General features: G+C 67.6%; 17 protein-coding genes and 4 pseudogenes. 13 read left to right on the top strand and 8 right to left on the bottom strand.

Annotated features, from left to right (window positions below; all coding sequences use genetic code 11):
• Window positions 1–132: 132 nt before the first annotated feature.
• Window positions 133–645, bottom strand: coding sequence for a hypothetical protein (locus MMSP_RS23650; protein WP_369797337.1), 513 nt, complete (start codon window positions 643–645; stop codon window positions 133–135).
• Here MMSP_RS23650 and MMSP_RS29085 point away from each other — a divergent pair.
• The 7 genes and pseudogenes from MMSP_RS29085 to MMSP_RS23615 form a co-directional block, all read left to right on the top strand.
• Window positions 545–1,081, top strand: a pseudogene (locus tag MMSP_RS29085) (PPE family protein); the annotation flags it as partial. The gene MMSP_RS23650 and the pseudogene MMSP_RS29085 overlap by 101 nt on opposite strands.
• A 213-nt stretch (window positions 1,082–1,294) precedes the next feature.
• A complete protein-coding gene (locus MMSP_RS23640) occupies window positions 1,295–1,474 on the top strand; it encodes a hypothetical protein (RefSeq protein WP_020727472.1) in 180 nt (59 codons plus the stop codon).
• 104 nt (window positions 1,475–1,578) lie between these two features.
• Window positions 1,579–2,601 carry a methyltransferase gene (locus MMSP_RS23635; RefSeq protein ID WP_020727471.1) on the top strand — a complete coding sequence of 341 codons (1,023 nt, stop codon included), beginning with the start codon at window positions 1,579–1,581 and terminating at the stop codon, window positions 2,599–2,601.
• 47 nt (window positions 2,602–2,648) lie between these two features.
• The gene (locus MMSP_RS23630; protein ID WP_020788638.1) at window positions 2,649–3,473 is read left to right on the top strand and encodes an adenylate/guanylate cyclase domain-containing protein; all 825 of its coding nucleotides are present in this window, start codon (window positions 2,649–2,651) and stop codon (window positions 3,471–3,473) included.
• A 124-nt stretch (window positions 3,474–3,597) separates the two neighbouring features.
• Window positions 3,598–5,940, top strand: a pseudogene (locus MMSP_RS23625) (sulfatase-like hydrolase/transferase).
• Between the two features lie 69 nt (window positions 5,941–6,009).
• A complete protein-coding gene (locus tag MMSP_RS23620; RefSeq protein ID WP_020788635.1) occupies window positions 6,010–7,512 on the top strand; it encodes an amidase in 1,503 nt (500 codons plus the stop codon).
• 198 nt (window positions 7,513–7,710) lie between these two features.
• Window positions 7,711–9,104, top strand: a pseudogene (locus MMSP_RS23615) (cytochrome P450).
• On the opposite strand, the gene MMSP_RS23610 reads toward MMSP_RS23615, so the two are convergent.
• Window positions 9,089–10,258 (bottom strand): FAD-binding domain, encoded by a 1,170-nt coding sequence (locus tag MMSP_RS23610; protein WP_020788632.1) that lies wholly within the window; start codon window positions 10,256–10,258, stop codon window positions 9,089–9,091. The pseudogene MMSP_RS23615 and the gene MMSP_RS23610 sit on opposite strands and share 16 nt — an antisense overlap.
• Window positions 10,259–10,358: 100 nt before the next feature.
• Here MMSP_RS23610 and galT point away from each other — a divergent pair, with 100 nt between their 5' ends.
• Genes galT through MMSP_RS23595 form a run of 3 tightly spaced genes read left to right on the top strand, consistent with a single transcriptional unit; the run spans window position 10,359 to window position 13,647 of the window.
• Entirely contained in the window at window positions 10,359–11,447 is a 1,089-nt protein-coding gene (gene galT / locus MMSP_RS23605; protein ID WP_020788631.1) for a galactose-1-phosphate uridylyltransferase, read from the top strand.
• Window positions 11,444–12,544, top strand: coding sequence for a galactokinase (locus MMSP_RS23600; RefSeq protein WP_020788630.1), 1,101 nt, complete (start codon window positions 11,444–11,446; stop codon window positions 12,542–12,544). The genes galT and MMSP_RS23600 overlap by 4 nt, the downstream gene beginning before the upstream one ends.
• The gene (locus tag MMSP_RS23595; protein ID WP_232022758.1) at window positions 12,541–13,647 is read left to right on the top strand and encodes a TIGR03086 family metal-binding protein; all 1,107 of its coding nucleotides are present in this window, start codon (window positions 12,541–12,543) and stop codon (window positions 13,645–13,647) included. The genes MMSP_RS23600 and MMSP_RS23595 overlap by 4 nt, the downstream gene beginning before the upstream one ends.
• On the opposite strand, the gene MMSP_RS29995 is transcribed toward MMSP_RS23595, so the two are convergent.
• Together MMSP_RS29995 and MMSP_RS29990 are read right to left on the bottom strand one after the other, a co-directional pair.
• Complete coding sequence (locus tag MMSP_RS29995) at window positions 13,580–15,109, bottom strand: PE-PGRS family protein (RefSeq protein WP_255342230.1); 1,530 nt, start codon at window positions 15,107–15,109, stop codon at window positions 13,580–13,582. The two genes, MMSP_RS23595 and MMSP_RS29995, sit on opposite strands and share 68 nt — an antisense overlap.
• Window positions 14,991–17,168 (bottom strand): PE family protein, encoded by a 2,178-nt coding sequence (locus tag MMSP_RS29990; protein WP_235065827.1) that lies wholly within the window; start codon window positions 17,166–17,168, stop codon window positions 14,991–14,993. Before MMSP_RS29990 ends, MMSP_RS29995 begins: the two co-directional genes overlap by 119 nt.
• Before the next feature lie 289 nt (window positions 17,169–17,457).
• On the opposite strand from MMSP_RS29990, the gene MMSP_RS23585 reads away from it, so the two are divergent.
• The gene (locus tag MMSP_RS23585) at window positions 17,458–18,261 is read left to right on the top strand and encodes a sigma 54 modulation/S30EA ribosomal C-terminal domain-containing protein (RefSeq protein WP_020788628.1); all 804 of its coding nucleotides are present in this window, start codon (window positions 17,458–17,460) and stop codon (window positions 18,259–18,261) included.
• 42 nt (window positions 18,262–18,303) lie between these two features.
• Here the strand turns inward: MMSP_RS23585 and MMSP_RS29070 are convergent, their stop codons facing one another.
• The gene (locus tag MMSP_RS29070; RefSeq protein ID WP_020788627.1) at window positions 18,304–19,419 is read right to left on the bottom strand and encodes an FUSC family protein; all 1,116 of its coding nucleotides are present in this window, start codon (window positions 19,417–19,419) and stop codon (window positions 18,304–18,306) included.
• Between MMSP_RS29070 and MMSP_RS29065 the strand changes: the two genes are divergently transcribed.
• Together MMSP_RS29065 and MMSP_RS23570 are read left to right on the top strand one after the other, a co-directional pair.
• Complete coding sequence (locus MMSP_RS29065; protein WP_232022760.1) at window positions 19,394–20,380, top strand: hypothetical protein; 987 nt, start codon at window positions 19,394–19,396, stop codon at window positions 20,378–20,380. The genes MMSP_RS29070 and MMSP_RS29065 overlap by 26 nt on opposite strands.
• A gap of 231 nt (window positions 20,381–20,611) precedes the next feature.
• A pseudogene (locus tag MMSP_RS23570) lies at window positions 20,612–21,396 on the top strand (Mut7-C RNAse domain-containing protein).
• Here the strand turns inward: MMSP_RS23570 and MMSP_RS23565 are convergent.
• The 3 genes from MMSP_RS23565 to MMSP_RS23555 form a co-directional block, all read right to left on the bottom strand.
• Window positions 21,371–22,891: an alpha/beta fold hydrolase gene (locus tag MMSP_RS23565; RefSeq protein WP_020788624.1), complete on the bottom strand. Its 1,521-nt coding sequence runs from the start codon at window positions 22,889–22,891 to the stop codon at window positions 21,371–21,373. The pseudogene MMSP_RS23570 and the gene MMSP_RS23565 overlap by 26 nt on opposite strands.
• 61 nt (window positions 22,892–22,952) lie before the next feature.
• Entirely contained in the window at window positions 22,953–23,438 is a 486-nt protein-coding gene (locus MMSP_RS23560) for a hypothetical protein (protein WP_036426909.1), read from the bottom strand.
• A 113-nt stretch (window positions 23,439–23,551) separates the two neighbouring features.
• Window positions 23,552–24,847, bottom strand: a complete 1,296-nt coding sequence (locus MMSP_RS23555) for a haloacid dehalogenase-like hydrolase (RefSeq protein WP_020788622.1) — start codon at window positions 24,845–24,847, stop codon at window positions 23,552–23,554.
• Between the last annotated feature and the right edge of the window lie 68 nt (window positions 24,848–24,915).

The following is a 24,915-nucleotide window of genomic DNA, read 5'->3' as shown; positions in this document are numbered from 1 at the left end:
GCCGGCTGTGGCTGCTGCGCGAAAACGCAGCCGCTAACAGCTTCCTCGATCACCCGAGTGTCAGCCACTCCGGTCAGCGGGCGTGAGCGCGGGCAAGGCGACCCAGGGTGAGTTTGTGAGTGGCGCCGCCGTTCACGCCGGGTTGAAGAACCCCGATTGCCCGCTGCCAGCGTTGAATCCACCCGAACTCGAGGTGCCGGAGTTTCCGAAGCCCGAGTTGCCCAAGCCTTTCACCTGGCCCGAGTTGCCCGAGTTGTCCCAGCCGCTGTCGTAGGCACCCGAGTTGAAGAATCCGATGTTTTCCAGGCCGGAATTCAACAAGCCGGCGTTGTGGGTGCCGGTGTTGAAGATGCCCGCGCTCAAGGAGCCGTCGCCGTAGTTGAAATAGCCGGTGCTTCCGCCGCCGGTGTTGGAGTTGCCGAAGCCCGCGTTGTATCCGCCACTACCGGAATTGGCGGCGCCGGAGTTGTGGCCGCCGCTTGACGAGTTGCCGAAGCCCGAATTGTCATCGCTGGAATTGAAGAATCCGGAGTTGCCGGTGCCGGAGTTCACGTTGCCGCAGATTTCGACTCCGCCGATCAGTACGGATCCGTTCACGATTGATCCAATCGCGGTTGCCGGGTTCACCCTGCCGCAAATCAACATCCCGGCATTCACCACGAACGAGTTCACCATTGCGCCAATCGGAATCGGTGGGTTCACGACGCCCCCGATCACCATCCCCAGCATCCACCTGCCCAGCACCACTCTTGCCGAATTCGCCATCCCGGGTGGACCGGGCTACCTCAACACAAGCGCCACACCTTCGTCGGGCTTCTTCAACACCGGCGCCGGCGGGAACTCGGGTTACGCCAACAACGGCTCGAGTTTGTCGGGTTGGTTCAACACCAACCCGGCGGGGCTGCTGGGCGGCTCGGGCTACCAGAACTACGGTGGCCTGTCCTCGGGCTTCTACAACCTGGGCAGCGGCGTGTCGGGGATCGCCAACACAGGCGTCCTGCCCTTCTCCGTCACCAGCCTCGTGTCGGGCGTTTCCAACATCGGCAACAATCTCTCGGGCTTCTTCCGAGGCATCTGGTAATGGCTGGTCGCATCGGCACTCAGGTCAGTGACGTGGGATTGCACCCAACCGGATGTGCTCAGGGTGGCGGCGACTCGGGCCCGCGTTGCGTACTTGAGCGTGTGGTGCGCCAGAGTCCTTCGCGAAAAAGACATGGCGAACAGCGTTAGCGGCATCAAGCCTTGGGTATCAAGGCCGTTCAGTTCGGTTCCAACGATCAGGGAGAAAACAACGATGATTGGTATCAGCAAGAATCGTCGGCCGGTGGCGCGCGGGTTGGTGGTGCTGGCCGCCGTGTTCGGGGCATTCGGGCTCGCCGGCTGCACGGTTGACACCTGGCAAGACAACGCGGCGCCAGCTCACGGTGTGGCTCCGCAAGCGCCGGCGGCCGCCGTCGACTCCGGCGCTGGATAGTCCGTTCCCGACCGTTGTGACGCGGACCGGCCCGGCACAGCTCGGTGACGGCCATAGACTGCTTGCTTGATGAGGTTGATGGACTGGGCTCGGCGGGGCGCGTAATGGATCAGTCGAGCCCCGATCGGATCATGGCAATCGGCGCCGGATACGGCCCGTCGAAAGTGCTGCTCACCGCGGTCGGACTTGGGTTGTTCACCGAACTGGGCGACCGGGCGATGACGGCGCAGGCCCTTGCCGAACTTCTCGGGCTGGTGCCGCGGCCGGCGACGGACTTCCTCGATGCCTTGGTATCGCTGGACCTGCTGGCGCGCGACGGCGACGGACCAGACGCTCGCTACCGCAACACAGCGGAGACCGCGCGATACCTGGATGAAGCCAGCCCCGAGTACCAGGGCGGTCTGCTCAAGATTTGGGACCAACGCAACTATCGGTTCTGGGCGGACCTCACCGACGCGCTGCAGACGGGCAAGCCGCAGAACGAGATCAAGCAGACGGGCCGGCCGTTCTTCGAGACGGTCTATGCCGATCCGCGACGTCTCGAGGTCTTCCTGGGTGCCATGGATTCCGCATCGCGGCGCAACTGCGAGCTGCTGGTGAAACGCTTTCCGTTCCAGCGCTACGGCAGCCTCTGCGATGTCGGCGGCGCCAACGGGCTGCTGTCACGGACGGCCGCCGCCGCCCATCCCCACCTGCAATGCATCAGCTTTGATCTGCCCGCGGTAACCGACATCACGCGGCGCAAGCTCAGTGAGCAGGGACTCGGTGACCGGGTGCGTGCGGTGTCCGGCGACTTCTTTGCCGATCCGCTGCCGAGCGCCGATGTCATCACGATGGGCCAGATCCTGCATGACTGGAACCTCGACGGCAAGCAACGGTTGATCGCGAAAGCCTACGAGGCCCTGCCCGAGGGCGGGGCGTTCATCGCGATCGAGACGCTGATCGACGACGCCCGCCGGAAAAACACCGCAGGACTGATGATGTCGCTGAATATGCTGATCGAGTTCGGTGACGCATTCGACTACACGGGCGCCGACTTCCGAAAATGGTGCGGTGCAGCCGGATTCCGTTCCTTCGAGGTGATCGCACTGGCCGCCGGCTCGAGCGCCGCCGTTGCCTACAAGTAGATGTCCGATGGCTGCGTCGACAGGGCCAGTGGTGTAAGAATCGACTGATGGCGCGCGGACGCACCCCACCGCGCCCGGACGGGGTGCAGGCCAACGCGGAGGAATGGGAGCGTTTCTTCGAGTACTTTGGCCACGCCTCGGTGCGTCGGGGAATTCGACTCATCTCCAGCCTTCCCGCGGCCCCGCGGTGCGAAGCCTGCGGCAATCCGTTCGCGGGATTCGGCGGCTGGCTGATGCGTCGCGTGGGCAAGAGCCCATCGCGAAAAAACCCGCGCTGGTGCCAACTCTGTTTTGAGAAGGCGCCCGGCGGTGGGGTCACGCTGCCGATCGGGGTTCTATTCGCCGACGTCCGCGGCTCCACCGCGCTGGCGGAGACTGTGCCGCCGGATGAAATGGTCGCCGCCCTCAATCGCTTCTACTCGAAACTGACGCAGGTGATTGTTCGGCACGGGATTGTCGACAAGCTCATCGGTGACGAAGTCATGGGTCTTTACTTTGCACCGCTCACCCGGGACGGCCGCTACGTCAATTCCATGGTGAGTGACGCCCGCGCCATCCTGCGGGCGCAGGGCTACGGCACTGCCGAGGGGCCGCAGTTGAAGGTCGGCATCGGTCTGGACGTCGGCCCGGCATACGTCGGCATCGTGGGTGAGGGCGAGATCCGCGACTTCACCGCGATCGGGGATGTCGTCAATACGGCGGCGCGACTACAGGCCGTGGCCGCGGGCGGGGAGATCGTGATGTCTGAGCGGGTGGCTGGTCTTGCGGGCGTGCAGGACGGCGAGGTCGTCACGCTGACCCTCAAGGGCAAGGCAGAACCCGTTGTAGCGCGCCGGATTACGGTCGACGGCGCGGCCCCGCCGACGCCGTGATACAGCCATCGGGCGTTGTCGTGCGGCGCGGCCGCCCGAAGCCACTGTCGTCAACTTGGCCTCCGAGAGTCCCAACCGACCTAAGCTGCTGTTGACGCGATTTCTGGACGGGTGGTGACGCGAAGTGGCGCAGTGGTCTGGGCGAGTGGCGACCGATATCCGCGATTCCGAGCCGGACTGGGGGCCGTTCTTGGCGCCGGCCGCACCCGCCGGCGCTCCCAACGTGCTGATGATCGTCTGGGATGACGTCGGCTACGGCGCGCTGGAACCGTTCGGCGGGCCGATCGAAACCCCGGCGATGCGCCGAATCGCCGACAGCGGCGTGCGCTACTCCAACTTCCACACCACCGCGTTGTGCTCGCCGACGCGCTCGAGCCTGCTCAACGGGCGCAATGCGACATCGAACAACATGGCCTGCATCACTGAGGCCTCGGCGGGGTTCCCAGGATTCTCGGGTCGGGTTCCGTTCGAGAACGGGATGATCTCGGAGGTGCTCAACGCGCGCGGCTGGAATACCTACGCGGTGGGCAAGTGGCATCTGACGCCCAGCGACGAGAGCGATGCGTCGTCATGGAAGGGCCGGTGGCCGCTGGGACGCGGATTCGAGCGCTTCTACGGATTCCTGGGTGGTGAGACCAACCAGTGGTATCCGGACCTGGTCTATGACAACCACACCGTCGAACCCCCGGCGACGCCGGAGCAGGGGTATCACCTGTCGGCCGATCTGGCGGACAAGGCGATCCGGTTCGTCCGCGACGCCAAGGCCGTTGCCCCCCAGAAGCCGTGGTTCATGTACTTCTGTCCGGGCTGCGGCCACGCGCCCCACCACGTGTTCAAGGACTGGGCAGATCGCTACCGCGGCCGGTTCGACGAAGGCTACCAGGCGATTCGGGTGGGGATCCTGGCCAACCAGAAGCGAATGGGATTGCTACCCCAGGACCTCGAACTGTCGCCGATCAACCCACACGGTGAACCCGATATCACCGGTCCAGACGGCCGGGCCTGGCCCGCACTCGATTTCGTGCGGCCGTGGGACTCATTGACCGACGACGAACGACGGCTGTTCGTGCGAATGGCCGAAGTGTACGCGGGCTTCGTGTCCTACACCGACGAGCAGATCGGCAGGCTCCTGGACTACCTGGCCGAATCCGGGCAGTTGGACAACACCATCATCGTGGTCGTCTCCGACAACGGCGCCAGCGGTGAGGGCGGGCCCAACGGTTCGTTCAACGAGAACAAGTTCTTCAACAACGTCCCCGACACCATCGAGGCGAATCTGCCCCGGATCGACGACCTGGGTGGCCCGTCCGCCTATAACCACTACAACACCGGGTGGGCGTGGGCGTTCGACACACCGTTTCCGTACTGGAAGCGGTTCGCCGGCTACGAGGGCGGGGTGGCCGATCCGCTCATTGTCTCGTGGCCGGCCGGCATCGCCGCGCGCGGCGAGGTTCGCGACCAATACGTGCACGCCGTCGACATCGTGCCGACGCTTTATGAACTGCTTGACGTCGACCCGCCCGCGGTTCTCAACGGCTGGACCCAAAGTCAGATCGAGGGCCACAGCTTCGCCGCTTCGATCAGCGATCCGCAGCTGCCCGGCCGGGCCACCCAGTTCTACTCCATGCTGGGCATGCGGGCGCTATATCACCAGGGCTGGCTGGCCACCACCCTGCACCCGCCGCTGTCGGGCTGGAGCAATTTCGACAAGGACCGCTGGGAGCTCTACGACCTGCGTACCGACCGCACCCAATTGCACGACCTGGCCGACGAAAAGCCTGAGCTGCTCGAAGAACTCAAGGGGCTGTGGTTCTACTACGCGGGTGTGTACAAGGGTCTGCCGCTCGATGACCGCACGGCGCTCGAGATCATGGCCTCACCGCGGCCGGAGCCCGGCGAGCCGCGGTCCCACTAGGTCTACTACCCGGACTCCGCCGATGTTCCCGAGGCGGTCGCGGTGAATGTCCGGCGCCGCTCCTTCACCATCGCCGCCGCCGTCACCATCGACACCCCGGAGGCCGAGGGCGTGCTGTTTGCCCAGGGCGGGGTGGCCGGCGGGCACAGCCTGTTCCTCAAGGACGGTCGGCTGCACTACGTCTACAACTGGCTCGGCGAGCGAATCCAGACCATCAGCGCACCCGAGCCCGTTGCCACCGGGACGCATGTGCTCACCGCCGAGTTCCGCAAGACCGCCGATGACCCGGACACATTCAGCGCCCTCGGCACACTGACGCTCTACATCGACACTGAAGCCGTGGGCGATGCCCAAATCGCCACCCAGCCGGGCACGTTTTCGCTGACCGGAGATGGACTGTGCGTCGGGCGCGACAGCGGCTCGGCGGTCGCTGACTACCCGGCACCATTCCCGTTCGTCGGCGGCACCATTGATCGGGTCATTGTCGATGTCAGCGGTGATCACTACGTCGACCACGAGAAGCAAGTCCTCGCCTATATCGCCCGCGACTGAGGCGGCAGCGGGCCGATCTGAACCGAACTGGACCCGCCGCCGGCGTGGCACCGCTTCCGGAGGGATCTCATGGAGTTGCCCGAGTTCACCATCGCCGAAACCCAGACGGCCTTCGAGCGGGGGGAGTGGACCGCCGCCGGCCTGACTGACTGCTACTTGAGACGGATCCGCGAGATCGACCAATCCGGTCCGATGCTGCGGTCGATCATCGAGGTTAACCCCGACGCCCTCGCGATCGCCGAGGCGCTCGATGCCGAGCGAAGCGGGGGACGGATTCGTGGGGCGTTGCACGGTGTCCCCGTCGTCATCAAAGACAGCATCGACACCGGTGACAAGATGGCCACAACGGCCGGTTCGCTGGCCCTAGAGGGCAACATCGCTACTCGAGATGCATTTGTGGTCAAGCAATTACGCGATGCTGGCGCAGCGATCCTCGGAAAAGCGAACATGAGCGAGTGGGGATATATGCGCTCCACGCGGCCGTGCAGTGGCTGGAGCAGTCGCGGCGGACAGGTGCGAAACCCCTACGTGCTGGACCGAAGTCCGCTGGGCTCCAGCTCGGGTTCGGCGGTCGCGGTGGCGGCCAACCTGTGTGTGGCCGCCCTCGGCGCAGAGGTCGACGGTTCCATCGTGCGGCCGGCATCGAGCAACTCGATCGTCGGTCTGAAGCCAACGGTGGGCCTGCTAAGCCGTTCCGGAGTCATCGGTGTGGCATCGCCACAGGACATGGTGGGCCCGATGGCGCGCACCGTCACCGACGTTGCGACGCTGTTGACGGTGATGACGGGTGTCGATGACAGTGACCCGACAACGCGAGCGGGCGGCGCGCACACGGCAACCGACTATCGCCGATTTCTTGACCCGGCAGCCCTGCAGGGGGCCCGACTCGGTGTGGCCCGGGAGCGCTTCGGTGCGCACGAGGCGACGGATGCACTGATCGAGGGTGCGCTCGGTCAGCTGGCGGCGCTGGGCGCCGAGATCGTCGATCCGATCCAGGCCAGTTCGCTGCCCTTCTTCGGCGATCTCGAACTCGAACTGTTCCGCTATGGGCTCAAGGCGAGTTTGAATGGCTATCTCGGCGCCCATCCGCGCGCCGCGGTCGGCAGCCTCGACGAACTCATCGCGTTCAACAGAGCCCACGCCGGCCAGGTGATGCCGTACTTCGGGCAGGAGTTTCTCGAGCAGTCGCAAGCCAAGGGCGACCTCACCGACTCGCAGTACCTGCGGGTGCGGGCCGAACTGCGCCGCCGCGCAGGTGCCGACGGCATCGACAAGGCGCTGCGCGAGCACCGGCTGGATGCGATCGTCGCGCCCACCGAGGGTTCACCGGCGTTTGCCATCGACCCGGTCGTCGGTGACAACATCCTGCCCGGCGGTTGCTCGACGCCACCGGCGGTCGCCGGCTACCCCCACATCTGCGTTCCCGCCGGTTATTTCTGTGGTCTGCCGGTCGGCCTGTCGTTGTTCGCCGGCGCATTCCAGGAACCCAAACTCATCGGGTATGCCTACGCCTTCGAACAGGCCACCGGGGTTCGGCGGCCGCCTCGGTTTGTGCCGACGCTGTCAACCTAAGTCAACCTAAATGGCAAAGAGCTAAGCGGTAGCGACTGTCTTTCAAGATCATTCACCGAATCCGGAAATTGAACAGCGTGAAATATGTTGGTGTAATTTATATTTGGACCGGGTAGCAAGTAGTTGCCGCTAGCGCAACAATTTTGCTCTCTGTGAAACCCGATCTTTGTTCTCGACAACGCCCGTAAAATCACCGTCATGACGAAAACCGCCACGCTGCCACCCGGACCTTGTCTTCCCCGCGCGGTGCAGGCTGCGCTCATGTTGCGGCACGCCCCGAGATTCCTCACCGCCTGCAAACGCCGCCACGCGCAGCGTTTTCACGCTGCGCGTGGCGGGGCTGGGCACCATGGTCAATGTGACCGATCCGGTGGTGATCAAGAAGGTGTTCGCCGGAGATCCGCGCGTCTTTCATGCCGGCGAAGCCAACACGATGCTGGCCGGACTGCTCGGAGAGAGCTCGTTGCTGGTGGTCGACGACGATGTGCACCGCGACCGGCGTCGCATGATGCTGCCGCCCTTCCAACGTGAAGCCGTTGCGCACCAGGCTCAGCTGATGTCCGAGATCGCAGCGGAGAACATCGCCGGGTGGCCGGTGGGCCGGACCTTTTGCGGTCGCTCCCAAGATGGCTGAGAGCACCCTCGAGGTGATCCTGCGCACCGTGATCGGTGCCACCGACCCGGACCGGCTGGCCGCCCTGCGCAAGGTCATGCCGCGGCTACTCAACGTGGGGCCGTGGGAGACGCTGGCGCTTGCCAAGCCGGACCTGCTGAGTCGCCGTGCCTGGCGCCGGTTGCGCCGCGCTATCGACGAGGCCAACGAGCTGCTTTACGCCGAGATTGCCGAGCGGCGCGCCGACCCGAATCTCGCCGAACGCACCGACGTGCTGGCCACGCTGGTCCGGGCGGTCGACGGGGACACCGCCAAACCGTCGGGCCGGATGACCGACGAGGAACTACGCGACCAACTGATGACTCTGCTGGTAGCCGGGCACGACACCACGGCCACCGGCTTGGCCTGGGCGCTGGAGCGGCTGACCCGCCACCCGGCGATACTGGCCAAGGCGGTGCGGGCGGCCGAGGCCAGCGCGGCGGGTGATCCATCCGGCGACGAGTATCTCGACGCCCTGGCAAAAGAGACGCTGCGCATCCGCCCGGTGGTGTTCGACGTGGGCCGCATCCTGACCGAACCCACCGAGTTGGCCGGCTATCAACTGCCGGCCGGAACCATGGTGGTGGCCGGTATCGGTCTGGTGCACGCCAATGCCGAGGTGTATCCGGACCCGGACCGGTTCGACCCCGATCGGATGATCGACGCGACCCTGACCCCGACCACGTGGCTGCCGTTCGGCGGCGGAAATCGACGCTGCCTCGGGGCGACCTTCGCCATGGTCGAGATGCGGGTCGTGCTGCGCGAGATTCTGCGCCGGGTTGACTTGGCCACCACCACAGCACCCGACGAGCGCTACAAGCTCAAACACGTCATCTTGGTGCCGCACCGGGACGCGCGCATCCGTGTCCGCGCGATCACCGCGGTGTCACCGGCGGTGCCGGAGGCGCCGGGCTGCCCGGTCGCTCACGCCAAGTCGTAGTCGGGCAGTTCGAAGTCGTCGCGCACGCTACCGGCGAAAAGCGTTGCCAACGGGCCGATGTTCATCGTGCGCATCGCAATGTTGCGGAACCACAAACCAAATCGGGTGCGCGTGGCGAAAAACCCGATGAACCTGGCCGCCCCGGCCTGCTTGTCCGCGATGAAGGGGCGCAACTGCGCCTCGTAGGCATCGAAAGCGCGGCGGTGGTCGCCGCCGGCGCGCTCCAGTTCCCCGGCCAGCACATACGCCTCGGTCATGGCCAGACCGGTGCCCTCGCCGCCGAGCAGTGAGATGCACCCGGCCGCGTCTCCGATCAGCAGCACCCGATCGCGTGACCAGCGGTCCATCTTGATCTGGCTCACCACATCGAAGTAGAGGTCATCAACGTTGTCCAGTGCGGCCAAGATTTCATTACACTCCCAGCCGGCATCACCGAATTGGTTGCGCGACTGCTCTTTTGGTGTGAGGTCGGCGCCGTCGTGCTCATCGCGAAAGATGAACAGAAACATGGTGCGCGCGCCGCGCAGCGCAACGCGCCCCACTTGCTTTCCGGGAATGTTGTAGAGGACGTACGTCAGCTCGTCGCGCGGCCAGTAATCGTTAACCACGCAGGCCGCGACCTTGCAGCCAAGGTAGTGCTCATAGTCGTGCTCCGGTCCGAAAACCAGACGGCGCACGTTGGAGTGCAATCCGTCGGCGCCGATGAGTAGATCGAAATCGCGCGGCGCATTTTTCTCGAAGGTGAGATGGACGCCGTCGCTGTGCTGGTCGATGGCGGTGATGGAGTCGCCGAAAATCGTTTCGACCTTGTCCTCGACCGTGGCATAGATCGCGGCGGCCAGGTCACCGCGGGGCAGGCTGGTGAAATCCTCGCCGATCATCCGGCGAAAGACGTCCACGTTCAGGTCGGCCTTGACTTCGCCGCGGGAGCCGACCGAACGCAATCGCTCAATCTGGTATCCCGCGGCGCGGACCGGGTCCTCGATGCCCATTCGTTTGGCCGCCTGATAGCCAACGCCCCAAAAGTCGATCATGTAGCCGCCGGTACGGAATTTCGGTGCCCGCTCGATCAATGTCGGGGTGTGGCCGGTTCGATGCAGCCAGTGGGCAAGTGCCGCTCCCGCTACGCCGGCGCCGCTGATCGCTACTTTCACACTGCAATTGTGCCCCGCGGCATGATTCTGTGTGCGGCGGGGATCACACCGCACGCCAGCAACGGCGGGGATGGCCGCTGCCCTCGCCTCGGTTCGGTTAGTGTTCGATATCGTGACGGCGCCGACCCGGGCGAAGCTGGCCGATGGCCGTGAGGTGCTCTTTTTCGCGTTGCCCGGGAACGTTCCGGCGGCGGTGGCCGACCGCCGCCCGCTGCCGCCACGGCATCCGCATCAATCGGAGCTGCGGTTCGACCGATCAACGGGGCAGTGGGTGATCGTCGCGGCCCTGCGTCAGGACCGCACCTACAAACCGCCGCCGGATCAGTGTCCGCTGTGTCCGAGCCCGACCGGGCTGACCAGCGAGGTGCCGGCGCGCGACTATGACGTCGTGGTCTTCGAGAACCGATTTCCGAGCCTGTCGGGCAGTGGTGGGCCGCCACCGGGTGGCGACGGCTTTGTGTCGGCGCCGGGCGATGGCCGCTGCGAGGTGATCTGCTTCTCCAGCGACCACGGCGGCTCGTTCGCCGATCTGCCGGCTCCGCATGCCCGCCTGGTCATCGAGGCGTGGCGGCATCGCACCGGCGACCTGATCGGTCAGCCGGGTATCGAGCAGGTGTTCTGCTTCGAGAACCGTGGTGAGGAAATCGGCGTGACCCTCACCCATCCGCACGGTCAGATCTACGGCTACCCGTTCCTCACCCCCCGCACCTCGGTCATGCTCGAGCAAGCCGGCCGGCATCGAATGCGGCACGGCTGCAATCTGTTCGAAGATCTGCTGGCACGCGAGGTTGCCGACGGTAGCCGCATCGTCGCCCGCGGTGACCGGTTCACCGCGTTCGTGCCGTTCGCCGCGCGCTGGCCGGTCGAGGTGCACATCTACCCGAATAGGTTCGTGCGCAACCTTGTTGATCTCGATGCCGCTGAGTGCAACGAGTTCACCGAGATCTATCTCGACGTGTTGCGCCGGTTCGACCGGATGTATTCGGGCCCGCTGCCCTACATTTCCGCGCTGCATCAATACCGCGACACCGAAGCCCAGCGCGAGGGCTATTTTCATGTGGAGCTGATGTCTATCCGTCGCAGCGCGACGGCGCTGAAATACCTCGCCGCCTCCGAGTCGGCGATGGGCGCGTTCATCAGTGACGTGACACCGGAAACGGTGGCCGAGCGGCTGCGGGAACTCGGGTGACCATCCGCTACGCCGCACCGGGGCGGATCAATCTGATCGGGGAGCACACCGACTACAACCTGGGCTGGGCGCTGCCGATCGCGCTGCCGCAGCGCGCGGTGGCGACGCTTGTGCCCGACCACGGCGATGCGCTCACCGCCAGCAGCGACCTGATGGACGGCGCGGTGCGGATTCCGCTGGACACCGTGCCCGGTGGGGTGAGCGGCTGGGCCGGATACGTGGCCGGGGTGATCTGGGCGCTACGCTGCGCGGGTCATCCGGTGTCCGGTGGCGCGATATCGATCAGCAGCGACGTCGAGATCGGCTCGGGGCTCTCATCCTCGGCCGCGCTCGAGTGTGCGGTGCTGGGGGCGATCACGTCGGCGGCCGGTGTCGAGATCGACCGGATCGAGCAGGCCCGGCTCGCGCAGCGGGCCGAAAACGAATACGTCGGGGCCCCAACGGGTTTACTCGACCAACTGGCCGCGCTTTTCGGGGCGCCGGCGACCGCGCTGCTGATCGACTTCCGGGACCTGAGCGTGCAGGCGGTCCAGTTTGATCCGGATGCCCACGGGGTTGCCCTACTGCTCATCGATTCCCGGGCCCGGCATCGGCACGCCGGCGGCGAATACGCGGCACGGCGCGCCTCGTGTGAGCGGGCGGCCAAGGCGCTGCACGCGCCGTCCTTGCGCGACGTCGCGGAGCTCTCGTCGCTGACCGCGATCGGCGACCCCATCGATGCTCGTCGCGCCCGCCACGTGCTGACCGAAAACCGGCGCGTGCATGAATTCGTTGCCGCGCTGCGTGATTGCGACTTCACCGCCGCCGGGCGCATCTTCACCGCCTCGCACGCGTCGATGCGCGACGACTTCGAAATCACCACCGAACACATCGACCTGATCGCCGATGCCGCGGTCCGCGCGGGTGCCCTGGGCGCCCGAATGACCGGCGGGGGGTTCGGCGGCTGCGTGATCGCCTTGGTGGTCGAAGCCGGAGTGGAAGCCGTGATCGCAGCGGTGCACCGCGAGGTGCGTGGCGCCGGTTACCCACCGCCGGCGATCTCCCGAGCCCATGCCGCGGCGGGAGCCGGCCCGCTGCGCGGCAACGCGCGAAGTTGAACTCGCCAGAGAGCCTAGACTCGGGCTATGAGCCAGCCTCGCCTGGTCGACCGGCGGAAACCGTCTCAGGAGAGCGCGCCATGCCGTTGGAAAATGCAGTCGTTCTGCCGGTGGATCCAGCCCAGAGCTTCGCGCTGTTCACCCGACCCGAAGGCCTGCGGCGCTGGATGGCCATCACGGCTCGCATCGAGCCTTACGACGCGGGTGTGTACCGCTGGACGGTGACTCCGGGACACACCGCGGTGGGAGCCGTTGTTGAAGCGGACCCGGGTCAGCGGCTGGTCTTGTCCTGGGGCTGGGAAGGCTACGGCGATCCAGCGCCGGGGGAGTCGACGGTGACCGTCACGCTGGCGCCGGCCCCCGACGGCACCGAGATCCGGTTGGTCCACGAGGGGCTGACCGAGCAACAGGCCGCTCGTCACGCCGAGGGCTGGAGCCACTATCTGGATCGGCTGGTCGCCGCCGCCCTGCAGGGGGACGCCGGCCCCGATGAATGGGCGGCGGTTCCCGATCCGCTTGACGAATTATCCTGTGCGGAAGCGACATTGGCAGTGGTTCAGCACGTGCTGCGTGCGCTCGAGCCTGCCGACCTGGCGCGCCAAACGCCGTGCAGCCAATACGATGTCGTGCAGCTTGCCGACCACCTGATGCGTTCTCTGACGATCATCGGCAGCGCTGCCGGTGCACAGCTGGCACCGCGCGATCTGGATGCGCCCCTGGAAACCCAAGTGGCGGATGCGGGCCAGGCCGTGCTGGAAGCGTGGCGGCGACGGGGCGTGGACGGCACCGTCGAACTGAACGCTAACCAAGTTCCTGCCGCGGTGCCGGTGGGCATTCTCTGTCTGGAATTGCTGGTTCATGCTTGGGATTTCGCGTTCGCAACCGATCGGCGGGTGGTGGTGTCCGACACGGTGACCGAGTATGTGCTCACGGTCGCCGGCAAGGTGATCACCCCGGCAGCACGCAATTCCGCGGGCTTCGCCGCGCCGGTGGCGGTCGGCGCCTTTGCCCCGGTGCTTGATCGGCTGATCGCCTTCACCGGCCGCCGGCCGGTGCACCCAACGGGCTTGACCAGCCCGATACGGGCAGACCCGGGGAGCTAGAAGCTGCCGCCAGCGCCGCCAGGCCCACCTTGGCCGCCGGCTCCGCCGTTGCCGTCAACCACGGGGGCCCCGACTGACCGGGATCGCCGGATTGGCCGTGGATGGCCAACGGGCCCAGGTGCGCGGTTCCGCCGGTGCCACCGGTTCCGCCCTTGCCGCCCGCGCCGTCGAACGAGAAGCCGATGGGGGCGTTGGAGCCCTTGCCGCCCGTGCCGCCGTTGCCGCCGTCTCCGGCCGTCCCGAGGCCGTCGCCACCCTGGCCCTTGTTCCCGCCGGCCCCACCAGCACTGCCGTCGAACCCGGTCCCGCCGGCGCCGCCGGTCCCGCCGCCACCGCCGGCGCTGGTGCTGCTGGAGCCGCCGCTGCCGCCGTCGCCGCCGGTGCCGCCGGGACCGAAGGCCGAGCCCAAACCCCCGTTCCCGCCGAATCCGCCCGTTCCGGCGCGGCCGGTTGCACCCGCCGCGCCAGTGCTACCCGGGATCAAACCGGTGCCGGGAGCGCCGCCCGCACCACCGGCTCCACCGTCGCCGCCGGTGCCGCCGTTACCGCCGGTGCCGCCCGTCCCGGCCAGGCTGCTGAACAGCGTGCCGTCCGCGCCGCTGCCTCCGCTACCGCCGAAGCCGCCGTTTCCACCGGTGCCCCCGGCTCCGCCATTTCCGCCGGCGCCCTGGGCGCCATCCTGGCCCGTTGGCGAGATCGCCTTGCCGCCCGCCCCGCCATTTCCGCCTACGCCCCCGTTGCCGCCGGTGCCGCCGGTACCGCCGGTGCCGCCAGCGCCGCCGCGACCATCCCCGCCATTGTCGAAAGTGCCGTTGGCGCCGGTGCCGCCGGTGTTGCCGAACTGCCCCGCACCTCCAGTGCCACCGGACCCACCCTTGCCGCCGGCGCCGCCGTTGCCCGAGCTACTGCCCCCGCTGCCGCCGGCGCCGCCCTCGGCGCCGTTGCCGCCGATCCCGGGCCCGCCGCCCGCATTGCCGTTGCCGCCGTTGCCGCCGTTGCCGCCGTCACCGCCGGTTCCGCCCCCACCCTCCTGCAGCCCGGCGTCGCCTCCGGTACCGCCGGCGCCGCCGTTGCCGCCGCCTCCGCCGCTGCCCTGCGGGCTGGAGCCGCCCGCGCCGCCGTTGCCGCCCTGGCCGCCATTGCCACCGTTTGCGACGACGTTGCCGGTGGCACCGTGTGCGCCCACGGTCAGCCCGGCGCCACCATCCCCGCCGGAACCGCCGACCCCCGCGTCGCCACCATCGCCGCCGTTGCCGCCGGCCTGGCCGCCGAGGCCCGAAATGCTGCCGTCCGCGCCGTTGGCGCCACTGCCGCCGTTACCGCCCGCACCGCCGCCTCCGCCGTTACCGCCCGCGCCGCCGTCGCCGCCAGCGCCGCCCTGCCCGCCAGTCCCGCCTGCACCGCCGTTGCCGACGGTGGCGCCGTCGGCACCGGTAGCGCCCGCCGTCTTGACCGTTGGCACCCGCGGTGGCGCCGGTGCCGCCGGTAGCGCCGTTGCCGCCGTCACCGCCGGTGCTCCCGACCCCACCGGCGCCGCCGTTGCCGCCGTCACCGGCAAAAAAGCCGCCGGTGCCACCGGGATCGCCGCCGGTGCCCGACGAGCCGGGGAAGCTGTTGGTCAGGCCCCCCAGGCCGGTCCCGCCGGCCCCGCCCGTCCCGCCGTCGCCGCCGTTGCCGACCAGGCCACCATTGCCACCACGACCGCCATTACCGCCGGTTTGGCCAAAGCCGGTGGCATCAGCGCCGTCGCCACCCTTTCCGCCGTTGCCGCCGCTGTGGGGGGTGGCGCCGTCGGAGCCGGTGGCCCCGTGGCTGCCGCCGCCGCTGTCGCCGCCGGCCCCACCGGTCCCGCCGATGCCAGGGGTACCGCCGTCGCCGCCATTGCCGCCGGTGCCGTTGTTGACGCCGCTGACTCCCTTGGCGCCGTTGCCCCCGTTACCCGCGGAGCCGCCCGCCCCGCCGTTGCCCCCGGCCCCACCCGTACCGTGGCCGCCGTCGTGACCCGTGGCCGCCAGCGCCAGACCGGCGGTCCCGCCGTTGCCGCCGGCTCCACCCGTGCCGCCCTTGCCCCCGTTACCGCCGGGCGAGCCGTCGGCGCCTGAGAAAGCCTCGTCAAAACCGTTGGTGCCGCTGCCGCCGGTCGCCCCGGCACCACCGTGTCCGCCCGCGCCACCATCACCGCCGTTACCGGCCTGGATGCCACCGTTTCCGCCGGCTCCGCCGGCCCCACCGTTGCCGCCGTTGCCGCCGGGATTGCTGGAAAATGCGGGTGCCCCCAGGAAGCCATTACCGCCGGCCCCACCGTTGCCGGCGTCCGCGCCGGCCCCGCCGTTGCCGCCGTTGCCGCCGCTGGTGGGACTGTTGCCGGTGGCGCCGTCTGCGGCGCGCGCTCCGCCGGCACCGGTGCCGCCGGCTCCGCCGGCCCCGCCGACGCCCGGATTGCCCCCGTTGCCGCCGGAACTCCCGTCCCCCCCGCTGACGCCGGTAGCGCCGTCGCCGCCGTCACCGGCAGCCCCACCCGCGCCGCCGGATCCGCCCGTCCCACCGCCGCCGTGCGCACCCGCGAGGCCGAGCCAGCCGCTCTTGCCCCCGCCGCCACCATCCCCGCCGGCCCCGCCGGCCCCACCGTTGCCGCCATCCCCGCCGACCCCACCCAATCCGCCGAGGCCGCCGGCCCCGCCATTACCGATCAACAGCCCGCCGGCGCCGCCGGCTCCGCCATCACCGCCGATGCCGCCGGCCCCGCCATCGGTGCCGGAAACACCCGCGCTGCTGGCCGTGGTTCCCGCGGTGCCGGCCACTCCGTGGCCGCCGGCGCCGCCGGCCCCGCCGATGCCGAAGAGCCGGGCGGCCCCGCCGCTACCGCCCGCCCCGCCCAGCGCACCGGCTCCACCCTGCCCACCGATTCCACCGTTTCCGTAAAGCCATCCGCCGGCGCCGCCCTGCCCGCCGATGCCACCGGTTGCTCCCGCGGCGGCCCAACCGCCTGCCCCGCCGGTTCCACCGCTGCCGCCGGAGCCAATGAATCCGGCGGCCCCGCCGTTGCCGCCGGACTGGCCGGGCGCTCCAGATCCGCCGGCGCCGCCATTGCCCCACAAGAGCCCGCCCGCCTGTCCGGTCTGTCCGGTACCGGGTGCGCCATCGGCACCGGGTGCGCCATCGGCGCCGTTGCCGATCAGTGGGCGACCGAACAGCGCCTGCGTCGGCGCGTTGATCAGCCCCAGCAGGTTCTGCTCGACGCTGGCCACTTCGCTGGCCGCATACCGACTCGCCGCCCGCGACAGCGCTTGCACAAACCCGTCATGAAACGTCGCAGCCTGCGCGCCAATGGCTTGATACGCCAGGGCATGGGTGCCGAACAGTGAGGCGATGGCCGCCGACACCTCATCAGCGGCCGCGGGCAGCAAGTTGGTGGTCGAGGCGGCTGCCGCGGTGCTCACCGTATCGATCGCCGCACCAATCTTCGCTAGATCCGCGGCGGCCGCCGTCAACATCTGCGGCTCCACGACCGTGAACGACATGTGCCCCTCCGAGAGATCCTGGTAACCCGCTTATCGGCTTAGGTTCAATGCCAGCAAGGCGTATTGCAGTCAGATGCGACGCTGCAGCCGAATGCATCCCGGTCGCGATGTTTCTGCTCGAAGAGTCCCACTCACAGGTAGGCGGCGAAAGGGCAAATTGCACAGTGCTCGGACGTGCGGTGGATGGGCCGATCGTCAAGGCCCGGACTTGCCGGGGGTGACTTTCCGTCCCTGGCGCGAGGACCTTTGGCCCTGCCCCGCATCCAGATTCGCCGCGTAGGAATGAGTCATGCGGCACAAAGCAGATTTGCCACCCGTTATCGATGTCGAGGTGAGCGCCCGCGGCGACTTGCCCGGTGCGGCCGAATACGCGCGCACCAAGATCGGCCAACTCGGCCGCTTGGCGCACCGGCCGGTGCTTTCTGCCCGCGTTCGAATCTCCCAGCATCCCGATCCGACGGTGTCGCGACCGGTGGTCGCGCAGGCCAATTTCAACGTCGACGGGCGGTTGGTCCGCGCCCAGGTTCATGGCGCTACCGCGCAGGAGGCGATCGATCGGCTCGATGCGCGACTGCGGCGCCGGCTGGAGCGGGTGGCCGAGCACTGGGAGGCGCGACGCGGTCAGCAGCCCGACGCCGGTCGCGCCGAATGGCGGCACGAATCCGAGCCCCGGCAACGCGACACCTACTTTCCGCGTCCGCCCGAGGAACGCGAGGTCATCCGCCGCAAGTCGTTCACCATGGCGCCCTGCACGGTCGATGACGCCGCCACCGAAATGGGTTTGCTCGACTACGATTTCCACCTTTTCACCGAGCAGGGCACGGGCATGGCCGGCGTCCTCTACCGCGGCGGTCCGACCGGCTATCGGTTGGCGCTGGTTGCACCCGCTACCGCCGATCAGCTCAGCCCGTTCGAGCTGCCGCTGTCCATCAGCCCGCATCCGGCGCCCATTCTGACCGAGGCGGAGGCGGCCGAGCGACTTGGCGTCCTTGGTCTACCGTTTTTGTTCTTCATCGATGCCGCCCAGGGCCGCGCCGGGGTGCTATACCGCCGCTATGACGGGCACTACGGGTTGATTACGCCGGCCGGTTAGCCGCGGAATTGCGGACCGACTCGGCAGCCGCGCCGGCGCGATTCACCCTGGCTGATCGTGCGCCATCAGGTCTGCGTCGGCGCCGAAATGGACGGCCGCGTTGACGACAGCACCTTCGATCCGGCGCAGCGAGTTCACCGCGGCCAGCAGGTGACGCGGATTGGACCCGGGGTCGGCCCGATCGAGGCCATCGGCGTGCTGCCTGACCACCGCCTCGGCCGCATCGAGGGAGTCGGCGGCGGGCGTGATGGCCACGTCCTGGGTCCCGTCGAGGGCAGTGACCAGCGCGTCGATGTTGCGCCGGATCTGGGCCGCCGCGGTCGTGATGGCATCGGAAAGTCCGTGGGGACATCCCGGATCCAGGTATTGCTCGCTTCGGCGGGCCAGAATCCGTGCGTAGCGGTCACAGATGGTGAGCAACCGCACCGAGTGCTGGATGCTTCTTCGGCCGGCGAATCCGGCGACACCAGCGAGCATCGGTTTGGCCGTGACCCGGAACTGCTGCAGGTCTCGGTCGAGTTCACGCGCCCGCTCGGTGGGGCTGTCGGTCACGTCGTCGTCGAACATGGTCGCGATGGAGATCTCGATCAATTCGGACAGCGTCGTCAAGAAGGCCCGGGTATCGCGGCGTACCACCGTGCCAATGGTGGTCGGCAGCACCAGGATTGCGACGGCAACGCCAATGACGGCGCCGATCGCGGTCTCCTCGATCCGCAGCATCAGCACACCGAAGGTGAACTTGCCGAGCAGCCCGTAGAGCAGCGCCAGCATCGTGGTGATCCAGAACGTCATCAGGCTGTAGGTGACCTGCATGAAATAGACGGCGAAGAACAGGCACGCGAAGATCATGACGACCGAGAAGACCTTGTCGCCGGCGACCACCGTGGCGACCAGCACGCCGCAGGGCACGCCGAGCACGGTGCCCAGTAACCGCTGCCAACCCTTGGTGAGGGTTTCGCCCCACGAATTGGTGCCGGCAAAGACCACGAATGCCGCAATCACCGCCCAATACCAGTGCAGCGGCGAAACCAACTCGCCGGTGACGATGGCCAGTGACGCCGCGATGCTGACCTGGATGGCTTGTCGTGTGGTGGGCGCCAGCCCGGCTTCGCCGGGCCCACCATCTGCCGCAGTGTCCTCGGGTACCGGCTGCACCACGTCGTTGTTGTCCGGATCGGGCGGGGCGCACGGCGCCCTGGCTCGGGTCGTCGGTCGGGGCCGGGGCGGGCTGACCGTCCAGGAGCCGCTGAGCCCGGCTGGCGGCCTGGTGCAGGCCCTCGGTTCGCGGCCCCCGGATGGCCCACGCGAGTTGGGTAAGCGTGTCAGCCAGCTCGATACGGGTGGCGGCCGGTATCTCCTCGGCGATGGCCATGGCACGGTGGCCCGCGATGGCGACCCATTCGACCGAGAGTTCGGCGTCGAACAGCCACGGTGCGAGTTGCTCTGCGCTGATCCCCGGCCACAGCGTGGCGGGATGGGTCTTGTCCTCGATCTGGCTCTGCACCAGCAAAGCGGTCTCGTTGAGCCGGGCAATCCGGGCCCGCATGCGGCGGCGCCGCCGCTCATCGAGCCGACCCGCTCGCACGGTGTCGGCGGCGGTGTCCACCACGATCGCCATCCGCGCTCGCAGCGAGCGAATCGTGGCGCGCAGCACACTTTCTGGGCGGTCGGGCAGCACATGGGTGCTCATCACAAACGTGCACAGGGTGCCCACCAGCACGGCGCCGATCATCCAGGGCAACTGGGCCACCCCGGCCCGCAGATACAGGCTGAAGAAGTAGGCCATGAATGCGACCATGCCCAGCGCCCGTCCACGCGGCCCGAAGCGGCGGACATAGACCGCGGCGAACACGATCACCACGAACGCCACCTCGGCGGCGATCAGGTGCGGCGCGAGCAGCGCGGCCACGCTGATCGACAGCGCCGCGGGTACCGGCAGCAGCGCCATGGTGATCTGCTGTTGTCGGGAGTCGGGATCATCGACGGAACGGGCCGCGATCATGGTGATGACGACACCGATCAGAGCGACGGTCAACGGCTGCCCGGTCGCCATCGTCAGCAGGTACAACACCAGCAGCGAACAGCCCAGCGCCGCGGTGGTCCGAGTGGCCATCCGTAGCCGCAGCAGTCCGGGGTCGGAGCCAATTGCCCAGCTCTGTGCCCGCTGCAAACGTGCCGCCATCGACTCCGGTATCCGGGTGTCAACGGCCGGCCGGCCCTGCACGTCATCTCGACGGGACACCCCGAACCATCCTTCTTGTGGTCTAGTCGCTGCTCACGACGTTACGGAAAGCATGCCGCGGATCGGGTGGATGGGCTCGCCGGGCGTCCCGCGCGGTACATATGAATGATGGACGGCTATCTGGACGTCCGGGCCTACGCCGAACTCGGCGACTTCCTGGAGCCCCAGGCACGCGGCGCGACCGTGCGCCGGCCGTTCCGCAGCCATCAGACGGTCAAGGATGTGCTGGAGGCGATGGGCATCCCGCACACCGAGATCGATCTCATCCTGGTGAACGGAGAACCCGCAGAGTTCGGCCACCGGCCACCGGCCACCGGCCGGCGGCCGGCGACCGGATCGCCGTGTACCCGATGTTCGAGGCGCTCGACATCGGGCTGACCAGCAGGCTGCGGCCGGTGCCGCTGCGTCATCCACGGTTTGTGGTCGACGTCAATCTCGGTCGGCTCGCCCGGCTGATGCGACTACTCGGACTCGATGTTTGGTGGTCCAGCGTGGCCGACGACCCGGCGCTGGTCGACATCAGCCTGGCCGAGCAGCGGATCCTGCTCACCCGCGACAGCGGGCTGCTGAAGCGTCGTGCGGTCACCCATGGCCTGTTCGTGCACTCCCAGCAACCCCAGGAACAGCTGCTCGAAGTGATACGGCGATTGGACCTGCGGCAGCGGTTGGCGCCCCTGTCGCGCTGCGTGCGGTGCAACGGCCGCTTGGTCCCGGTTGCCAAGGAAGAGGTCATCGATCGCCTGGAGCCGCTGACTCGCCAGCACTACGACGATTTCAGCCGTTGCTCGGACTGCGGACGGATCTACTGGGCCGGCTCCCATCATGCCCGGCTGGCCGGGCTGGTGCAGGCAATCCTCGGCCAGCTGGCTAGCGGGCCGGCTCGGGCAGACTGAAGGTGGGCATCGTCATTTTCCAGACACAGGATTTGTCGATGTCGCGGCTCGGATCGTCGACGAATGCCGTCACGATCGACTGGGCGCACGCCGAATTCGGCAGGACACCATGGCCCACCCCGGGAAACCGCACCAGCTGCGAGTTGCCCAGCCCGGGGGTGATCTCCTCGGCCCACTGTGGCGCGGTGCTGGAGTCGAACGTGCCCGACAGGATGAGGGTGGGCACCCCGCTGGACACCGACAGACGATCGGCAGTGTCGGATCTACCCAACCCCCAGGCGGCGCACTCGCGGAAGATCCAACTGCCGGTCGGGGTGATGCGCAGCACCGAATCGGGCAGGCCGGGGATCGCTGTTCGTGCCCGCGACAGCGCCTGCTCCGGCGTGGTCCAGTTGGCCATCTCCTGGCAGTAGGTGCCCAGCGCCAGACCGGCGCCCAGCAGGCCGCGTTGCTCGGGTGGCGGGACAGTCTCGGCAATCCCGGCGGCGGCCAGCCTGCCCTCACCCCTGGCCAGCGCGAATATCATCCGCGGAATGTCGGTCACCTTGGCGGGGTCGGCGCTCCAGCTGAGCGCCAGGGGCACCACCTTGAACCCATCGATAGTGACCTGCACCGGGTCGCCGTTGGCATCAGAGGTGCTGACCTTCAAGGGTTTCCGGCTCAGCGTGCTGACCACGTTGACGAACACCGTTGCCAGATCCGGATAGGCTTGCGCGCACCCGGGTTGGTCATTGCACGCTCCAATGATCGCGGCCAGGCCGCTTGCGGGGGCTTGCCACCAGCGGTCGATCAGGTTGAACGACGTCGGGACCACCGAGTCCAACACCATAGACCGGATGCCTTCGCGGTGGGTACGCAGCAGCTGCTGCGCCAGGTCGCTGCCGTATGAGACCCCGTAGATGTTCCACTTCTCGATGCCCAGTTGCTTGCGTAGCGCAGCGATGTCCGCCGCGTTCTCCCGTGAGCTGTAGGACGCCAGATGAAAGCCCTCAGCCACCAGCCTGTTTCGGCATGCGGTGACGGCCGCCGCGTCCAGATCCGCGGTAGCCGGGGCCTCGAAGTCCAAATCGAGGGCCCGCACCGCGAAGTCATCCATTTCCGGACAGCTCAGGTGTGGATCGCTGTGTAGGGTGCCGCGCTGGTTGACGAAGATGACGTCGCGGTCGGCGTTCAAACCGCCGGCGACAACCCGGGGTGCGCTCAGTGTTGCGGCGCCCCCGGGTCCACCCGCGAGGTAGACGATGGGGTCGGCCTTGGGCTTGTCGCTGACCGCTTTTACCCGTGCCACCAGGAGTCGGATGGTGCGACTCTGCGGATCCAGGCGATTTTCCGGGACGGTGAGATAACCGCAGCTGTAGTTGGCTCCCAGCTCCGCCTGGGGCACGCCGGGAAAATTCGGCTCCGGACATGGCGCCGCGTCGTAGTGAGTCTTTTGGCGCCCACCGCCACACGCGACCAGGCTCACCGCTATCACCACACACAACAGCCAGGCCATGGTCCCGCGTAGAACATGGGAAGCGTTATTTCGCAATGTATTTCGCACGGTTTCTGAAGTGTCACCCGGCCGGAGTCAACTTGATCGCGGCAAACTGCAGCCGGTCGACGGCCTCGGTGAACTCCTCGAGCGTGGGGATCCGCCGGTCGCGAAACTTCAAACCCATCATCCGCTGCGCGCGGCGCAGGCCGTAAGACCGGGCACATCGCAGACACAGGTCGGCGACCACGTCCGGGTCCCGGATGAGGTCGCCGCGCATGGCGGTCGTCTTCCCGTTGTGCACTACCTGGGCGGTGGCGCCACCGCTGAAGTTGTACTTCCATGCGGCGCCGGTCAGGGCGTACAGCACGTTGTCGATGACATGGGCGCTCAACGGAAGTGAGAAGTGCCGTCCCGACTTGCGGCCGGTGAAGTCGAGCACCATCAGCTGGTTGCCCAGTGAGCCGGCGAGCGGTGTGCGCAAGAGAAAACCGAGCACCGGGTTGATGGCACGAAGTAGTGCTGACGGTGGATGCTCCACCTCCACCGGATACGACTGCTCTGTCATGCAAACACCGTAGGACAACACGATGGTGCGCGGTAGTGCCGCCGCGAGTGCAGCTCTGTTCGGCGATCACGCCGGCCCCGCCCAGCAGCGTCGCAGTGGCAGGCACCCACCGATCAGAAGATCGAGTCGACCTGGTCCGCGATGGGGTTGCCGGCGGCGTCGCGGACCGGTCCTTTCGACCCGTCGGAGTTGACGAACGCCTGCCCACACGGATACGGCGGGTGCTGGGGGAGCGGGTCCATGAACATCGGGTTGACGGCCCACTTGCCGCCTTTGGCGTACAGGCCGTCGTAGGCCCGGCACATGAGCTCGGCTTTGTTGCGGTTGATGGCCAGTGACACCGCGGTCGCGTCGCCCACGAAGGTGGCGTCGCTGTTCGAGTCACCCGCAGCAAGCACCTGGCGACGGTCCTGCGGGAGTTGGTCGAAGGCTTGCGGGCCGTCAACGCCGAAGATGACTTGATTGGCCCAACAACGCTTGCCGTCGGCAAACGGCATCACCGAATCCTCGCCGTCGCGAACCCCGCCGCAGCCGAGGAGATGAGCGGTCAGTTTCCCGGATCGGTCGGCAACGCTGCGGACACCCACGACGTGCTGGTCATCGATGCCCACTTCGCCCGCCCACACCTTGATGACCGGTTCGGGAGATGCCGACACCACCCAGGCGTCGATGCCATGGGCCTGCAGAGTCGCGATGAGGTCTTTGATCTGCGGATAGACGCGAATGTAGCCGTCGACATCCTCAGTGCCCACCTTCTGGGTGGCGCCGACATCGGCGGCGAGGTTCTGTTGCTTTGCCGCGGCGGCGAATTGGGCGAGTTCCTCGGCGCTGTAGCCGGCCGACAGCGCGTTGCCCCAGGCGTAGGAACCCTCCAGGCGACGCGCGTCACTGCCGGCAAAAGCGGGCCGTCCCGTCGTCGTTTGGCCCCCAAGAAGCGACAGGATCTCGTCCGCGCACAACGCATTGCTGCTGGTCGGAAGCGGCTCGCCGGCGGGCGCATCCTTGCCGCAAGCCGCACTCAGCGCGTCGGCGGCCGCATCGGTCAGGTAGCGCCCCGTGTTGTGCCAATCCTGGTTGGCGGGCTGCAGCACCAAATCGTGCGTCAGCATGTAGTAATTGGTCGCATAACCGATGTCGTTCTTGACGACGGTGTTGTCCCAGTCGAAGATCGCGACCTTGTGTGCAGCGCCGTCGGCGGTGCCGGTGCACTTGCTGTTGGCATTGATGGCGGATTGCAGAAACTCGCGTACGCCGTCATGCCATTCAAGGGACGCGTCGAGTTCACGACAGCCGGACCCGTGATCGCCGGATGCTGGGCTGGTGGGTCGATCGGTCGAGCAACCGCTGACGCCGCCAAGCAGAGTCGCCACTGCCAACAGCGCAACGATGAGTCGGGCCGGTGGTATCAATGGGCGCCCTTCGTCATGTCAACGAACACCGGCCAGCGGCTTGATCGGAAGCTGAGTCGCTTGTCCGA

The organism is Mycobacterium sp. 012931 (assembly GCF_000419295.1).
GTDB classification, from domain to species: Bacteria; Actinomycetota; Actinomycetes; order Mycobacteriales; family Mycobacteriaceae; genus Mycobacterium; species Mycobacterium marinum.
Note: the sequence above shows the minus strand (reverse complement) of the source record. Positions and strands in the feature narration are given on the sequence as shown.

Bases quoted from the DNA above. Each gene is read 5' to 3' on its own strand.
- MMSP_RS23650 (WP_369797337.1), bottom strand. From the start codon at position 645: ATGTTGATTTGCGGCAGGGTGAACCCGGCAACCGCGATTGGATCAATC.
- MMSP_RS23640 (WP_020727472.1), top strand. From the start codon at position 1,295: ATGATTGGTATCAGCAAGAATCGTCGGCCGGTGGCGCGCGGGTTGGTG.
- MMSP_RS23635 (WP_020727471.1), top strand. From the start codon at position 1,579: ATGGATCAGTCGAGCCCCGATCGGATCATGGCAATCGGCGCCGGATAC.
- MMSP_RS23630 (WP_020788638.1), top strand. From the start codon at position 2,649: ATGGCGCGCGGACGCACCCCACCGCGCCCGGACGGGGTGCAGGCCAAC.
- MMSP_RS23620 (WP_020788635.1), top strand. From the start codon at position 6,010: ATGGAGTTGCCCGAGTTCACCATCGCCGAAACCCAGACGGCCTTCGAG.
- MMSP_RS29990 (WP_235065827.1), bottom strand. From the start codon at position 17,168: ATGTCGTTCACGGTCGTGGAGCCGCAGATGTTGACGGCGGCCGCCGCG.
- MMSP_RS23585 (WP_020788628.1), top strand. From the start codon at position 17,458: ATGCGGCACAAAGCAGATTTGCCACCCGTTATCGATGTCGAGGTGAGC.
- MMSP_RS23565 (WP_020788624.1), bottom strand. From the start codon at position 22,891: ATGGCCTGGCTGTTGTGTGTGGTGATAGCGGTGAGCCTGGTCGCGTGT.
- MMSP_RS23560 (WP_036426909.1), bottom strand. From the start codon at position 23,438: ATGACAGAGCAGTCGTATCCGGTGGAGGTGGAGCATCCACCGTCAGCA.